This window comes from Methylomonas sp. Kb3 (genome assembly GCF_002834115.1).
Taxonomy (GTDB): Bacteria; Pseudomonadota; Gammaproteobacteria; order Methylococcales; family Methylomonadaceae; genus Methylomonas; species Methylomonas defluvii.
This window is the reverse complement of record NZ_PIZT01000010.1, coordinates 244,195-259,072: the sequence shown is the minus strand read 5'-3', so window position 1 is coordinate 259,072 and position 14,878 is coordinate 244,195. Positions and strand designations below refer to the sequence as shown.

The window sequence follows — 14,878 nt, the reverse complement described above, 5'->3', positions numbered from 1 at the left end:
ACCTTCCGGTTAGTTTTGTCAGCGGTCAATAGTAGTTCAGTTACCGCCATTTTTCACCATCGCCCGTTTTCGGATAAGCAGAGGCCAATCCTGCATGAACTTGCCAACCCGGCATATGCGGGCTTAACGCTATAGCTTGCGGCACTCTTCCGGTTAAAGCCGCTTCAAGCAAAGGAATGGCGGCCAAAATCGGCATGCTATTTACCGAATCAATCCAGGCCGCCGGGAAAATGCTTTCGCCAACTTGCGGTCTGCTAATCTGCATCAGACGTCCATCGACTGTTCCGACTGCCAATAGCAGGGCATAGGCAAAAGCCGGATTACCGGAACCGGGAGCCAGATAGCCCGGCCATCCCTCATCGTAACAAACCAATAGCAGTTCACCTCCCTGGCAAGCCAATTGGCACCAGGCTTCCAATAAAGCCATTGCCAAGGTATCTGATCCTGCCGCCAGAGCCGTGGCTGGCTGGGTACATTGCTGAGCGATACTCCAATAACCCGCCACGGTATTTTGCACGGAATTATGAAAAGCGCTGGGCGACATCACCCCGTCCGCTTTCACCAGTTGGTTACAAATCTGGTCGGTGGTGTTTATTTCTCCGGCCACGCTGGCAAATATCGCCGGTAAGCTGGATGGCGAACGCTGGGCTTGCTCGCAGGCAGCGCTTGCCGCGCTGAAGGCCATCTGCATCGCCTGGCTGCTACGCCGGCGCAACAGCGGCGGAATGGTCTCGCGATTGATAGCAAAAGCCGGAAACGGCAGGTTGGCCCGAAATGCGGCGTCCGGCGCACAAACGCCGACGCCAAGCAGGCTCATGCATTCCATTATGCAGCCTCCAGCAGGACACTGGCATTGTTGCCACCGAAGCCAAACGCATTGCTCAATATCAGTCGGGCGTTGACGTTCAGTTCCGGCGCCGTTACCAGCGGAAACCGGCATTCGGGGTCGGGTACTTGCAAACCGCAGGTGCCGGGTAAAAACCCGCGCTCCAAGGCGAGTAGACTCACCACAACCTCCACGGCACCGGCCGCACCTAAGGTATGACCCAGCAAGCCTTTCACGCCGCTACAGGACGGCGGATTGGCAAACACGCTGGCTACCGCTCTGGCCTCGGCGAGATCGTTTAAAGTGCTGGCGGTGGCATGCAAATTAATGTAATCGACTTCGCTGACATCGCGTCCTGCCAAACGTAAAGCCTGCGCCATTGCCGAAGCAGCCCCAAGCCCGTCCGGGTGCGGCGCACTCATGTGATGGGCATCCGACGATTCCCCCACCGCCAACAGTCGTGGCCGATCCGTATTGTCAGTGCTGGGTTTTTCCAACAACAGTAAAGCCGCACCCTCGCCTATGTTAATCCCTTGGCGCCCGGCATCCATCGGTCGGCAAGCGTCCGCCGAGATCAGTTGCAAACTGTTGAAACCGCGCAGGGTCAGGCGGCACAAACTGTCCACCCCGGCGACTAATACCGCGTCACAGCACTCTGTGACGATTAATCTTTGCGCAGCGGCCAAGGCTTTGGCGCTGGACGAGCACGCGGTGGAGATCGCGTAGCACGGTCCTTGCAAACCCAGTTCCAGCTGCAAAAATTCGGCTGTGGCTTGGGCGGTTTGCACTTTGGTGAAATAAAAGTTGTCTGGCATCACGCCGTCTTGCTGCAAGCGCGCATAGGCGTTCTCTGAGTCGTAGATACCGGAGGTACTGGTGCCGAGTATTAAACCGACGCGGGTTGCACCGTAAAGGGCGACCGCCCTCTCCACCTCGGCGCGAAAACCGCCCTGCTCCAAAGCTTTTAGTGCCAAGCGGGCATTGCGGGAATTGTAGGTTTGCAAATCACGCCGAATGTCCGGTAAAGCTGAGGTCACCTCACCCACCACGGTATCAAAAGGAATATCGAACAAGTTTAGCGGTTTCAGGCAAGGACGATTGGCTAGCAGACTGGCGTACAAAGCGTCCACATCGTCACCGCCGGCGCTGACGCATTGGTAGGCCGTGACGGCGACTGGAGAAATCAGTGGGGAAATACGCATCAATTCTTTGGCTTTTGGATCAGTAAGGGACAAAGCAGAAAACCCAAGCTCACGCCCAAGCTTACCGACAGTGCGAGAATTGGCAAGGTGGGCGTCTTGCCCAAGCCCATGGCACCGAAGGACGCAATCGTAGTCAGAGTGGATGAGGCAATCGCGTGGTAAGTCACATCGGCATCTTGGCCGCGGTTGTCGATAAAAAAGATGCCGTAATCCAAGCACAGCGACACCGATAACAACAAGCCGATCACATGCAGAAAACTGACTTCCTCGCCCATCAGCGCCCACGTGGCAAAAATGAACAGCACGCCAGCCAGCGAAGGCAGCAAGGTCAAACACACTTTGCGCAGGTCGCGTTGTTGCAGCCAAATAAACCAGGCCATCACGATTATGCCTATGCCCAGCATCATTAAAGACCGATCCCGATATTTCCCCGCCAACTGATCCAGCTGATCTTTTTGGCTGAAGTACCGCGTGCCTTCCAAGCCGGCCAAACCGGCTGTCAATTTGGCGGGATCGTGCTCGCCCAACCACAGCGATAACATCACCCCGGATTGCCCGCTGACTATTTGCCCGGACAGAATATGTCTGACAGGCGAATCCATCACCGACTCAGCTTGCAGTGCATCGGGTGACGCAGGCGCTAACGTCCCTAACTTCTCGACCGACAAGCCCGCCTCGGCTAAGCCGGTTTGCCAAGCTTGCTGAAATTCCGGCGTCAGGCCACGTTGGTAAACCTGGCTGTTCTCTGTTTGCAACTGCTTGGATACCAACCAGGGAAACAGACCGTGATATTCGCTAATGACTCCCGCTTGCTTTAAAGACTGTAACCGGCGCTCGGCGGCTTCGGACCGTTGCAGCGCAGTTTCCCAGTCGTCGGCTTGTATCAACACAAAACGGCCCGGTTCGATACTGGAAAAATGCGCGCGCACTGCCGCATCCTGCTGTTTTAAGCTATCCATATTGACCGCTAGTTGCTGCATATCGCTCATCCAACGAATTTGCGGCAGACACAGCACAGCCATGACCACGCTGGCGGCGAACAGACCCAGCAAGATTTTCCGGTGCCGGCCGCAAAAATCCACCCAAGCGCCGATGCCGGGCAAATGCGCGGCGTGTAGCGATGAATTGACCAGCAAAGCCGGCAATACCCAACGGGTCAAGCTCAGCGAGCCGACGACACTGGCCAAGGCAAACACGGCAATTTGCTCAAAGCCTGGAAAGCCGGTAAAGCCCAAGGCGCCGTAGCCGATCACCGTGGTTAAGCCGCCCATCAACAGACTGGGCCACAGCAGCTTGGCCGCCGCTAGCGGGGTGTTGCGATGTTTGGCGCAATGCACCATCACATGAATCGGGTAATCCGAGGAGATGCCGATCAAACTGGCGCCCAAGGCCAACGTCAAACTGTGGACTTGCGGGAAGACTAAAGCCGTTGCCAGGGTGCCGATTACAAACGACGCGCCCTGCACCATCATCACCCAATGCAAAGCCGAGAACGAGTGAAACAGAAATAAAAATACTAAGGCCACCGCCAGGCTGGACACCACCGACACCAGCGTCACATCCTGGCTGATCTCACTTTGCGCGGCGACGCTGAACACCGGCACCCCGGCCATCGACAACTTGAAACTCTCCCCCGCTGCAGCGTTTAACGCCGCAAAATTGGCTTGGATCGCCGCTTGCAGGCGCGTCTGCGCTGCCGAATCCAGCGCCGCCGGCCGGCTTTGCAAGATTAACGCGCCACCCTGACTGCGTTTGGCTTGCTGCTGAAATTGTCCCTGTAACGCCTTGAAGCCATTTAGTGACAGCAACAACGGATCTTGCTTGGCAATGGTTTTCACAAAGCTGCCTTGCGGCGACAGCAAGGCCTGCTTCAATCCTGCGGCTTTGGCCGGCAATTGGGTGGGATCGAACAATGCAGGCGCGTCTTGTTCGGGGTTTAGACTGAACAGCCGGGCGTGGTAAGGCGCATACGAAGCCACCGCTTCGACCCAATCGCGGGGCGGCTGATCGGCCGGCCACACTTGCTCCACGTCATCGAGTTTAGCTAACTGACTAAGCAAGCTCGCAGTGAATGCGGCCACGGACATCGGGGTTTCAGCGCCATTCGTGGCTTCTGTCACTGGGGGGTGATCGGACTTTTCGACCACCAGCAAATAGCGCCGCGACAGTTCGCCTGACTTCAACAAGCCGGCCAACAGTCGGGAGTCTTCATCGTCGGTCGCGGTAAAAAAAGCATTCAGGTCTGTCTCGACCTTGATGTGCCAGAACGTGATGGCCAGGAATAAAGGAAACAGCAGCACGAACCAGCGTTTTCGCCATACAAAAGACACGCCCTACTCTCCGCTGGCTTCCCGCAACAAACTGGGGAGCGAATAGCCCTGTTGTTGTGCTGCCGTGGCTTTGTGCATGCGGTATTCGGTGGATTCGCCGTCCGGCTGTTTGATTGAAATGCGCCGTTGCTGGTCTTGGTCATCGCCGGCTATTTCAATAGACGGGAGATCATCACCGCTCAACTCGGTTTTTGGCGTCAACAGCAAACTCCATTGCTGACCTTGCTTGGCGGCGGTGATGGCATAGTTAAGCTGCAAGTCTTCGGTGCGGCCTTGCAGGATGCTGCGAAACACTTTGATTTGCTCGCCCGCCGGCCCCGCCGAATCCAAAGCCGCGCTGTGGCGCTGGTTTTGCTGCGGGTCCCAGTAAAGCATGCGCTGTTCGGTGATCGCCATAATCACCCGCGCCGGTTGCAGTTGCAATTTGACGAGGCTGCCGTCGGTGCCGGACAGCATGACACCTTGTCCGTGCCATGGCGCGTCTGCCAGTTCCAGCACGCGGGTTTCCTCATACTGAAACTGCGCCTGACCTGTTTGGCGGATTCGAGTCAATAACTCGCTCAGCACTGCGTCATCAGCCCATCCAAACATGGGCAACACGGCCAAAAGCAAAAACAGCGTGCGTTTAATCGTCATCCCTTGAATACCTTATGGCCGTTCATGGCGATGCATTTGAAGGTTTCCAGAGCCGGTGGAATTTCCAAATTGGGAAAGCGCCGATGCCGGTAAAACCATTCTCCGGTTCCCAGTAGGCCCATCAATAGATACACCACCACACCGGTGTAAAGCGCCCAAGCGGTTTGTCCGGCAAGCGCCGGCAGTGCAGCGCAAATAACAATATTGGCAGCAAAAAAACCGGTCCAAATCCAGGTCAGTTGCCGGCAATAGTCGGCGATGCCCGGCACCAATTCGGGAAACTGCAAACGCACCAAGCGTTCGATAAAAGAAGGCGGCGACCACAAGGTATGCCCGAACAAAAATGTCAGCCACAAATAGGCAAACGACGGCACCAGCCAGACAAAATAGGTCGTGGCAAAATAGGCACCGGCCAGCAACACCGCTGCCAGTAAAAAACTAATTAAACGCGCGACTAACCCGGACGAGGTAAAACCGCGCCACAAGGTCAGCGCAGCGAAGACGATGAGTTCGAAGCTGGCAAAACCGAGACCAGCCAGGTAGGCACTCAAAAAAGGATAAGCAACGACGATACCGGCGATAATCAGCGGTTTAACGACCTGCCCCATGGTTAACGGGTGCGATTAGCGGCGACGAAGTCTGCGAGCGAGCGGAGAGAGAGAAAGATCTGATTATTGCGTTCGTCGCCGGAGGTGATCTTGATGCCGTATTGGCGATCCAGCATCACGCCGATTTCCAGCGCGTCGATAGAGTCCAAGCCCAATCCACCGCCGAACAAAGCATCATCCGGTGACAGGTCATCCGGGACGATGTCTTCCAGGAGCAAGCCCTCGATAAGCATGGTTTTCAATTGGCTGATCAAGTCTTCTGACATGGCTGTTCAAGTTCCATTAACAAACGCCGGATTCTACACAAATTCCCGCAGCGGTTCAAAATCACTTGGATTGCGGCACGGGTAATGCCAAAATTGCCGCAAGCTTAGCCCATCCGAACTTCCAAACCCGACAGACCGATACGTGCGTCCTTTCCTGGCCTTCAAAATCCTGCTATTCACACTGCTCGTTCCCGGCGCGGTGTTGGTTTACATGCCTTACTGGGTACTTTCCGAATCAGCCGGTAACTTGCAGCCGGCCAACCTAGCCTGGGCTCCGCCCGCCGGCTTTTGTATTATCCTGGGTTTGGCTAGTTATCTGCGCTGCGCTTGGGATTTTGCTATCACCGGTTTGGGTACGCCAGCGCCTATCGATCCACCGAAGAAACTGGTGGTGAGCGGCCTGTATCGCCGGACCCGCAATCCAATGTTTCAAGGCATATTGTTGGTGCTGCTAGCGGAATGTTTGCTATATGCCGATCCGGGCCTGATAGTCTATGCCGGCTCGATTGCGCTGTTTTTCCATATTACCGTGGTATTTCGCGAAGAACCGGATTTGACCAGCCGGTTTGGCGTGTCTTACAGCCACTATTGTCGGCAGGTGCCGCGCTGGGGTTTTGCGTTAAAAGCCTTTTCCCCGGAGCCGATTTAATGCGCGTGCTGCGCTTTGACTAGGATTTGTTTTTAACTCACCCACCTTTTGCTGCCATGAAGGAAATACTCAAGCATTTCATCTTTACCGAACTGATTTACCACGAAGATCCGGCCGCATTCGGCGACGACGACAACCTGTTGGATGCCGGCCTGGATAGCATGGGCATCATGCGCCTGATCATGTTCGCCGAAAAAGAATTCGGCGTGACTCTGCCAGACACCGAAATCGAACCGGATAACGTCGGCAGTCTGAACTCGCTGGAAAGCTGGATCCGCCGTAGCGGTTACGTCGGATGACAAACGCTCAGGAACAGCTGTTCAATCCCGGCGATTATTTTACCTACGTACTCGATCAAGAAATTCGCAACGCCGGGATGCCCGGCGGATATTGCGGCTTTGCCTTGCAGTTGGCGGAAACGCCGGATTTATCCGATCTGCAAAAGCGCCTGGATTTGCTGGTGGAGCGTTTTCCTCAAGCATCCGCCACGATCCAGTCGCGCGGCAAGCGTTTTGCGTGGGTCGCCACCGGCAACCCGATACCGCTGGAACTTCATCAGTGCCAAGCCGGTGCGGATGAGGCGGACGAATCGCAGCGTTTGCTGTTGGACATTTTCAATCGCCCCGAATCCCGGCCGCTGACCGTGCACTGGATAGCCGGCGCAGATGGTGGCACTTTGCTGCTGATCTGGCTGCATCCCTTGCTGGACGCGCGCGGTTGCAAGATATTGCTGGACTTTCTGTCGTCCGAGCGGCCGGAAAGCTTCAAGGAATCTTCGTCCTTAATCGAAGCCAAACTGGCGCAATGGAGCTTCTGGAAAAAACTACAGTTGTTTTTCAAAGCCAAACGCCACAATACCGCCGCCAATAGCCTGGATAGTTGCCTGCCCACACAAATTGAACAAGGCCCGCAGCGCCTGCACTTAAAAGTACAGCGTTTCGATGCCGACCAGTCGCAACGCATCGCCAAACTGGCGCAACAAACCACCGGCCTGACCGGCCGCACCTTGTACTATCTGGGCTGCTTCATGCGGGCGATGGAATGGGGCGGTCCACCGGCGGCAAAAGACGGTTATTGCATTCCCTATGCGTTTAATTTACGCAGGCAGAACGCGCCGACGCCGGTGTTTGGCAACCATATCGGCTGCCTGTTTGCCCGCGCCACCCGCGAGCAAGTGCGAGATAGAACAGGTTTGTTTGCGCATCTGCTTAGCGAGCATAAACAAGTGGTCCGCGATGAGCTGGATCTGGCCTATTTACCATTGATGTGGCTGGGCCAATGGCTATCGCCCGACAAATACGCCAAAGTCTTGCGTAAACAACACAGCGGCGGCGAGTTGAGCTCCTTGTGGTTTTCCGACATCGGTGACTTGTCCTGGAGCAAGCAAGGTTTTCTGGGCGTCCCGGTTACGAATATCTCGTTGATGTGCTGGATGACCCTCCCGCCCGGTTTGGCGCTACTGGCCTGCCAAGTCGATGGCAAGCTGGTTTTTTCCTATAGCTACTTGTCGCCGGCAATCGACGAAGCCTGGCTGGATGCGGTGATCGCGCGGATGAATGTCGAGTTATTGGATAGCCCATGATACTCGCTCATCTTCACCTATGGTTCCCACGCTCCAGCGTGGGAACCATAAAATCGTCATTTTTTAGCGAAACCTAAACCGATGTTGCTAGCGCCTTTTCTACACCAATGCCAACTCCAGCCCGACGCCCCGGCTTTGCAAGAGCAAGACCGGCAAGTCAGCTATCGGCAATTACTGCAACAGGCCCAAACCATTGCCGCTGCCTTGCAAGCAAGAGGCGTCCGCCCCGGCCAGCCGGTCGCGGTGCATCTGGATCGCGGTATCGATGCCGCCTGCGCGCTGTTCGGTGTCTTGTTGGCGGGAGCCTGCTATGTGCCTTTAGATCTGAAGAATCCGGCACCCAGACTGAGCTTTATCGTCGCCGATGCTCGGGTTTGCGCAGCAGTAGGATCGGATTCGGCGCCTGACTGGCTAGATGAAAATTTGTGGCTGGACATCGCCAGCTGTAACGACGGTGTTCCAGCTCCAGTTGAAATTCCCGCCGAAGCGCTGGCGGCGATTTTGTATACCTCCGGCTCCACAGGCCAACCGCGTGGCGTGGCGCTTAGTCATCGGGCGATCTTGGCGTTCACATCCTGGGCCGCCGACTTACTGGCATTAACGCCTGCCGACCGCATCGCCAGCAGCGCGCCGTTTTTCTTCGATCTATCCACCTTCGATCTTTACGCCGTATTAGGCAGCGGCGCCAGCCTGCATTTCATCCCGGCCGGCTTGAGCATGGCCCCCGCTAGGTTGAGCGCGTGGCTGAGCGAACACGCCATCAGCGGCTGGTACACCGTGCCCTCCTTGCTGGCCTTCCTCACCTACAAAGGCAACTTGGCGCAAACCCCGTTGGCGGCTTTGCGCTTCATTATTTTCGCCGGCGAGGTGTTCCCCACCCCAGCCCTGATCGATTTGACCACCAGTTTGCCGCGGACGACCTTGTACAATTTTTTCGGCCCCACCGAAACCAATGTCTGCTGTTATTGGCCGGTACAACGCGAACGTTTAGTCGCCGAGCAAACCATCCCCATCGGCCTCCCCGCTGCCGGCTGCGAGCTGCACATAGCCGCCGACACTGGTGAGTTATGGGTGCGTGGACCGACACTAGCCAGCGGCTACTGGCGCGACGGCCGTGTGCAGTCCTTTCTAAACCCTGACGATTGGTATCCCACCGGCGACCGCGCCAGCCTGGAGCAAAGCGAATACCGCTTTCACGGCCGCTTGGGACGCATGCTGAAATGTTCTGGCTACCGGGTCGAACCGGCGGAAATTGAGGTAGTCGTTAATGCCATCGCTGGTGTCAAAGGTTGTGCCGTGATCGGCATAGACGACCCCACCGCCGGCCAGCGCCCGGCCTTGGCTGTGGTTTTGGACGCGGAGCTGACTATCGGCGAAGTCCGCAAGACGTTGAGCCGACAATTACCGGCTTACATGCAGCCTTGTCGTTATCTGGTTGTGGAGGAATTGCCGCGATTGGCTAATGGGAAGATGGATTATCAGCGTTTACGGACCTTACTAGAAGCTCAAGGATGAACATCGAATTGTTACGAATTTTGTTTGGAGACCGGCAATCAGGGATGATATACAGAAACTTTATAATTACTTGCTAGCCTACATCATGTACTTACGTACCGACGAGGAGCTTGAGGCAGCGCATGCCATGAAGATGGCAGCGCAGTTTGCTAGCGGCATTGAAACCGACCCACATCTTTGGCGTTGGGTAATCATTTCACTCCACAACTCAGCTCAAGGAGTTATGGTCTTGTCGCTTCGTCATGGAAATGGCCTGCTAGCCCTCAAAGAAAAAAGTTACACCGATTGGATGGCTGCCTATGAGAAGAATGAAACACCCCCACAAGAACAACTCGACACCTATCTAAATCTATACAAAAAGGTGAAACACCGGGAGCTTGGAAAGCTCGGCGGCAATAAGATCTTTATGCCCGTTGGCTCTGAAGGAGGAGACATCAAACGTCTAAATTCCCTTCGGAACGAATTCATCCATTTCACTCCTAAAGGTTGGAGCCTGGAGGTCCAAGGTCTACCAAGAATCTGTTTATCAGTTGCGCGACTCATATCGTTCCTGGCCTTCGAAACTACAAATGTCTTCTGGCACACACAAGCCGCCCGAAATCAGTTGCTTGAGTCACATGAGAGTTTCACCGTTAATATGCGAAAACTAAAGTTGCTCTATGATCAGGCTGTCGACTAACTTCCATCGTTCCTACGCTCCGCGTGGAAACGCCGCCCCGGACGCTCCAGCGTCCTAAACCAACCAACAGCCGATGCGCCGAAGTCGTTACACCATCACTGAACCCCTGCAAGCGCATTTCATGACCTGCACGGTCGTAGAATGGCTGCCGGTCGTTACCCGGCCGGAAACTGTGCAAATCCTGCTCGACTGCTGGCAATATCAACGGCAACAAGTCGGCCTAAAACTGTATGGCTACGTGATTCTGGAGAACCATCTGCATTTCATCGCTCAGAGTACCTCGCTGGATAAATGCGTTGCCAGCTTCAAAGCCTTTACCGCGCGGCGGATCATCGATCATCTGCAAGCGAAACGAGCCGAACAGTTATTGCAGAGATTGCGCTTTGCCAAATGCGCGCATAAACATGACCGGGAGTTTCAGTTTTGGCAGGAAGGCGTGCATGCTGAGCTGATTCTTAATGAAGCGATGATGCGGGAGAAGTTGGATTATATTCATGCCAATCCGGTGAAGCGGGGTTATGTGAATTTGCCCGAGCATTGGCGTTACTCCAGTGCGTCGAACTATGCGGGATTGGGTGGCTTGCTTGATATTGACATGTGGTAGCCGTGACGCTGGAGCGTCTGGGGCGGCATTCCCACGCTGGAGCGTGGGAAAGATAGAGATACATACGATACACAACATTTGGCTTACTTTATGACCTCCTTTAGCCTGATCGACGCAGCAGAGCATGACAAACATTTCATATTTAATGCGTTCAAGCTATCGATGCGCGATTACATCGATTGGGCATGGGGCTGGGACGACGAGTTTCAACATACCGGTTTCTGGAGAAACCTACAGGTGCAAAACTTCAAACTGATTTGCATCGGCAAAGAACCTGCCGGCGCTATCTATGTGCAGGAGAGCGAGCAAAGTCATTGGGTTCGCACCCTGTTTCTGCTACCTGAATTTCAAAGACTGGGAATAGGCTCCACTTTGCTGGCACAAGAAGCTTTGCGGGCCAAAAACCTGAATAAGAAATTGGTACTGGACGTGATAAAGATCAACCCGGCAAAACGTCTCTACGACCGGATGGGCTTCAGAGTTATTGGTGAAGACCGGGCGCTATTTCACATGGAATTAGGCTGATACTTGTAATTGTGTCGATCTGGATGGTTGCACTTTGGTAGCCGTGACGCTGGAGCGTCCGGGGCTTCGTTCCCACGCTGGAGCGTGGGAACGATAAGAAAAACTGGCCGTCACGGATTCGCCATATAGTTAAAAAATTCCCGCAGCCAGTCCTCGCCACGCTTTTTTGGAAATTGATTGGGGTGTTTCTTGACCCATTGCAAGGCGTAAATCATCGGCACCGAATCCAGGTCTTTGATGTGGCTGGTGCGCCAAAGTTTGCGGACAATTTTGGACACCTGAAATTTTAACTCGATGTGCCTGACGTGTTCCGGTGTCGGGTTTTGGCAATGTTCGGCCGGGGATGTCACCAGATATTCTCGGCAAGCCAATGGCCGGACCTGATGGATGGAGCAACTTTCCGCTTCCAAAAACGGACAGGGCACCCCTTGCTGAAAATAGCTCAGCGCGTGTTGCTCTACCGCTTCGTGGCTGGTGCCTTCAGCCAGCATCTGTTCGAGCCGGCTCAGCCACTGGATTGCGTCCAGTTTTTCGCAAGCGTCGGCAAAGCGTTGCTTGACCGCCGAGCGTCTTGGCTCGGGCAATTGTTCGACCACACCGGCGATTTGATAGGCTTCGAATTCCGCCAACGGCACGACTTGTCGGCAGCACGCGCCGCAGCCGGCTTGGCACGAGATGGTCTCCTGGTCCGCAACAAAGACAGCCACTGCGGTTTCGACAAATGTGTTGTTGATGCGATGCAGTGCCGGCAGCATCGCCACCGGCGTCACTTTTTCCGTTGGCGCACTGAATTTCAGCTCGATAGGCTTACCGTAAAGCGTTAGTTTGACGTTGGCTGGCGTGGTTTTGCTCATGCGTGCTTTTAAGTTATTGATAATTGTCTAGCCAGTCTTACTCTGGTCGACCAATCGCAATCGGCGGGACCTGGCGTTCCAAGCCTAACCAGCATAGAAGCTTTTGCGAAAAAACAGAAACTTTGTCTTTGCAAGCTTACCTCGACGTTGCATGCCTTCGTTCCCACGCAGGAGCTTGGGAACGATACAATACAACGCAAATTCATTGAGTTTGCTTAAATCCTAAACCATGACTATAGCCACTGACTTTTCCGAGATCCTTGCTTACGCAGGCCGACCGAACGAAGCCCAAATCAAAGTCCGTTTGCGCGCCATCGCCGAACTTGGTGTGTTTCGACATGCCCTGCCCTCTGCCGTCGGCGGTTTTGGCGATAACTTTGCCTCGTTAGTCAAAACCCATCGCCGCCTTGGCGAAACCTGTCGCGATCCCGGTCTGATGCTGGCGATCAACGCCCATCTGTGGGGTTCGGTTTACCCTATCCTGTTGTACGGTAGCGAGGCGCAAAAAGAAAAATTTCTGCCGCTTTTGTTAAGCGGAGACTGGCTGGGTGGGCATGCCATCACCGAGCCGTCTTGCGGCTCCGATGTGCAAGCGATGACTACTCATGCCAAACAAACGGGCGACGGTTATCTACTAAACGGCGAAAAGCGTTATATCACTAACGTGCCATTGGCCGACTGGTTGGTGATTTACGCCAAGCTGGACGGCAAGATTTCCGCTTTCCTGGTGTCCCGTGAAGATGACGGCTGCCATTTCAGCAATGAAAGTACATTGGATGCCTGCAGGGGCAGCGCCACCGGTAGCGTGAGTTTGCAAGATTGTCGAATCGATGCCGATCGCCTGTTGGGAAAAATCGGCGCCGGCACCCAGATGATCCAAAAGGCTTTGGAATACGAACGGGCCTTCGTGTTCGCCGGCATCGCCGGGATCATGGATTGGCAACTGGCGGAAGTGGTTCGTTATAGCCGGGAGCGGCGCTCCGGCGGCGTGCATTTGGGTAAGCATCAGGCCGTCAGCCATCGCATCGCCGAGATGAAATTACGGCTGGACACCGTCAATTTATGGCTGGGGAAATGCGCGCGATTATGCGACGCCGGCCAACGCCTGACGATGGCGTCGGCGCAAACCAAGCTTTATGCGGCCGAGGCTTTCCTGCAATCCAGCATGGATGCAGTGCAGATCATGGGCGCGGCCGGCTTGGAATCGGGGGGCGCTATGGCGGAATTGGTGCAGGATGCAATGGCCGGCCGCTTGTTTTCCGGCAGTTCGGAAGTGCAGAAAAACCTGATCGCCGCCCTGCTCGGTACCGGCGACGCTTACCGGTTAAACACGCAACCCCATTCATGATGAATTTTTCCGCTTACCGCAATTGGCAGCCTACGCCGCTAATGAAGGTTTCATTGGCAATAACAATAGCCGCTCCGCTGGCGATAGTTATTCAACCAAGCATTTGGCCTTGGGCCTTGATTATTTTTATTGCCGATCAGTTGGTTTTAACCTTTGCCGGGCTTTGGCCGCGCTGCTCTTGGGTAGGCTCGAACTGGACCTCCCTGCCGCCTGCCGCCGCCGCGCGGGGCGACATTGCCATTACCATCGACGATGGCCCCGATCCCGAAATCACCCCCGCCGTGCTGGACATGCTGGATCGTTTCGGCGCCAAAGCCACGTTTTTCTGCATCGCCGATAAAGCCCAACGCTACCCGGATTTGTGTCGGGACATCGTCAAACGCGGCCACGCGGTGGAAAATCACAGCATGCACCACCAATACCATTTACCGTTTTTGTTGCTAAAAGGCTGGTTGGCCGAACTAAACGCGGCCCAGGATGCTCTGACTGAGGTGACCGGCATTCGCCCCCGGTTTTTTCGGCCGCCGGTCGGTTTGCGCAATCCTTTGCTTGATCCGGTGCTCAGCCGCCTGGGTTTGCAATTGGCTAGTTGGACCAAGCGCGGCTTCGATACGATTGAAGGCAATCCGCAAGTCGTCTTGGCGAAATTGTTGAAAGACCTGAAAGCTGGCGACATTCTGTTGTTGCACGACAGTAACGCTGCGCGGACCAACAGCGGCCATCCGGTGATTCTGGAAGTATTGCCGCCCTTGCTGGAGGCCATTGCCGCCGCGAATTTACGCTCGGTAACGCTGGGTGAAAGCTTGGATGGTTCCCGGTAAATTTAGGGAAAGTCCTGTCAATTTAATGCATCCGTTTGCGGAGATTTAAGCCATGAAAAAATATTATTCCATTACAGCTCTGGCGTTCTTTCTGAGCGCTTGCGCACATCATGCTCCAGACTATTTGCAAGTTATAGCTGCACCCGAATTAAACCAACTGATGCAAAACCAGGATATTTTTCTGGTGGATGTGCATACGCCAGAGCAGCGGCATATCAAAGGCACCGACGTTTTTATTCCTTACAACAATGTTGAGCAGTATTTGGACAAACTACCCAAGGATAAAAATACCCCGATTTATCTGTATTGCGAAGGCGGGCCGATGGGAAATGCCGCTGCCAAAGCGCTGCACGAATTGGGTTACACCCACTTAAGCAATCTTGACGGTGGAAGCAAAGCCTGGGCTAAAGCCGGATTTGGGTTTGAATAGGTC

The 14,878-nt window shown here is 54.8% G+C and carries 17 protein-coding genes; 10 read left to right on the top strand and 7 right to left on the bottom strand.

Annotated elements, in window-relative coordinates; genetic code table 11:
• Positions 1-40: 40 nt before the first annotated feature.
• From CWO84_RS08485 to CWO84_RS08460, 6 genes are read right to left on the bottom strand one after another with little or no spacing between them, the layout of a single operon-like run.
• Complete coding sequence (locus CWO84_RS08485) at positions 41-826, bottom strand: beta-ketoacyl synthase chain length factor (RefSeq protein ID WP_101052314.1); 786 nt, start codon at positions 824-826, stop codon at positions 41-43.
• Positions 826-2,028: a beta-ketoacyl-ACP synthase gene (locus CWO84_RS08480; RefSeq protein ID WP_101052313.1), complete on the bottom strand. Its 1,203-nt coding sequence runs from the start codon at positions 2,026-2,028 to the stop codon at positions 826-828. The genes CWO84_RS08485 and CWO84_RS08480 overlap by 1 nt, the downstream gene beginning before the upstream one ends.
• On the bottom strand, positions 2,028-4,358 hold the full coding sequence (locus CWO84_RS08475; RefSeq protein WP_101052312.1) for a hypothetical protein: 2,331 nt from the start codon (positions 4,356-4,358) through the stop codon (positions 2,028-2,030). Before CWO84_RS08475 ends, CWO84_RS08480 begins: the two co-directional genes overlap by 1 nt.
• 3 nt (positions 4,359-4,361) lie before the next feature.
• Positions 4,362-4,994, bottom strand: coding sequence for an outer membrane lipoprotein carrier protein LolA (locus CWO84_RS08470; RefSeq protein WP_240618003.1), 633 nt, complete (start codon positions 4,992-4,994; stop codon positions 4,362-4,364).
• Positions 4,991-5,602 (bottom strand): hypothetical protein, encoded by a 612-nt coding sequence (locus tag CWO84_RS08465; RefSeq protein ID WP_101052311.1) that lies wholly within the window; start codon positions 5,600-5,602, stop codon positions 4,991-4,993. Before CWO84_RS08465 ends, CWO84_RS08470 begins: the two co-directional genes overlap by 4 nt.
• A gap of 2 nt (positions 5,603-5,604) precedes the next feature.
• The gene (locus tag CWO84_RS08460) at positions 5,605-5,868 is read right to left on the bottom strand and encodes a phosphopantetheine-binding protein (RefSeq protein ID WP_101052310.1); all 264 of its coding nucleotides are present in this window, start codon (positions 5,866-5,868) and stop codon (positions 5,605-5,607) included.
• A gap of 142 nt (positions 5,869-6,010) precedes the next feature.
• On the opposite strand from CWO84_RS08460, the gene CWO84_RS08455 reads away from it, so the two are divergent.
• From CWO84_RS08455 to CWO84_RS08425, 7 genes are all read left to right on the top strand, one after another.
• Positions 6,011-6,517, top strand: coding sequence for a methyltransferase (locus CWO84_RS08455; protein WP_240618002.1), 507 nt, complete (start codon positions 6,011-6,013; stop codon positions 6,515-6,517).
• 56 nt (positions 6,518-6,573) lie between these two features.
• On the top strand, positions 6,574-6,816 hold the full coding sequence (locus tag CWO84_RS08450) for an acyl carrier protein (protein ID WP_101052309.1): 243 nt from the start codon (positions 6,574-6,576) through the stop codon (positions 6,814-6,816).
• Positions 6,813-8,099 carry a hypothetical protein gene (locus CWO84_RS08445; RefSeq protein ID WP_101052308.1) on the top strand — a complete coding sequence of 429 codons (1,287 nt, stop codon included), beginning with the start codon at positions 6,813-6,815 and terminating at the stop codon, positions 8,097-8,099. The genes CWO84_RS08450 and CWO84_RS08445 overlap by 4 nt, the downstream gene beginning before the upstream one ends.
• An 81-nt stretch (positions 8,100-8,180) precedes the next feature.
• Positions 8,181-9,614, top strand: coding sequence for an AMP-binding protein (locus tag CWO84_RS08440; protein ID WP_101052307.1), 1,434 nt, complete (start codon positions 8,181-8,183; stop codon positions 9,612-9,614).
• 85 nt (positions 9,615-9,699) lie between these two features.
• The gene (locus CWO84_RS08435; RefSeq protein WP_101052306.1) at positions 9,700-10,293 is read left to right on the top strand and encodes a hypothetical protein; all 594 of its coding nucleotides are present in this window, start codon (positions 9,700-9,702) and stop codon (positions 10,291-10,293) included.
• A gap of 73 nt (positions 10,294-10,366) precedes the next feature.
• A complete protein-coding gene (locus CWO84_RS08430) occupies positions 10,367-10,897 on the top strand; it encodes a transposase (RefSeq protein ID WP_101052305.1) in 531 nt (176 codons plus the stop codon).
• A gap of 90 nt (positions 10,898-10,987) precedes the next feature.
• Entirely contained in the window at positions 10,988-11,422 is a 435-nt protein-coding gene (locus CWO84_RS08425) for a GNAT family N-acetyltransferase (protein ID WP_101052304.1), read from the top strand.
• Between the two features lie 110 nt (positions 11,423-11,532).
• On the opposite strand, the gene CWO84_RS08420 is transcribed toward CWO84_RS08425, so the two are convergent.
• Positions 11,533-12,276, bottom strand: a complete 744-nt coding sequence (locus CWO84_RS08420; protein ID WP_101052303.1) for a YkgJ family cysteine cluster protein — start codon at positions 12,274-12,276, stop codon at positions 11,533-11,535.
• A 229-nt stretch (positions 12,277-12,505) separates the two neighbouring features.
• Here CWO84_RS08420 and CWO84_RS08415 point away from each other — a divergent pair, with 229 nt between their 5' ends.
• The 3 genes from CWO84_RS08415 to CWO84_RS08405 are packed head-to-tail and all read left to right on the top strand — an operon-like array spanning position 12,506 to position 14,875.
• On the top strand, positions 12,506-13,624 hold the full coding sequence (locus CWO84_RS08415; RefSeq protein ID WP_101052302.1) for an acyl-CoA dehydrogenase family protein: 1,119 nt from the start codon (positions 12,506-12,508) through the stop codon (positions 13,622-13,624).
• Positions 13,621-14,445, top strand: a complete 825-nt coding sequence (locus CWO84_RS08410; protein ID WP_240618001.1) for a polysaccharide deacetylase family protein — start codon at positions 13,621-13,623, stop codon at positions 14,443-14,445. The genes CWO84_RS08415 and CWO84_RS08410 overlap by 4 nt, the downstream gene beginning before the upstream one ends.
• Before the next feature lie 52 nt (positions 14,446-14,497).
• The gene (locus tag CWO84_RS08405; protein ID WP_101052300.1) at positions 14,498-14,875 is read left to right on the top strand and encodes a rhodanese-like domain-containing protein; all 378 of its coding nucleotides are present in this window, start codon (positions 14,498-14,500) and stop codon (positions 14,873-14,875) included.
• Positions 14,876-14,878: the final 3 nt, after the last annotated feature.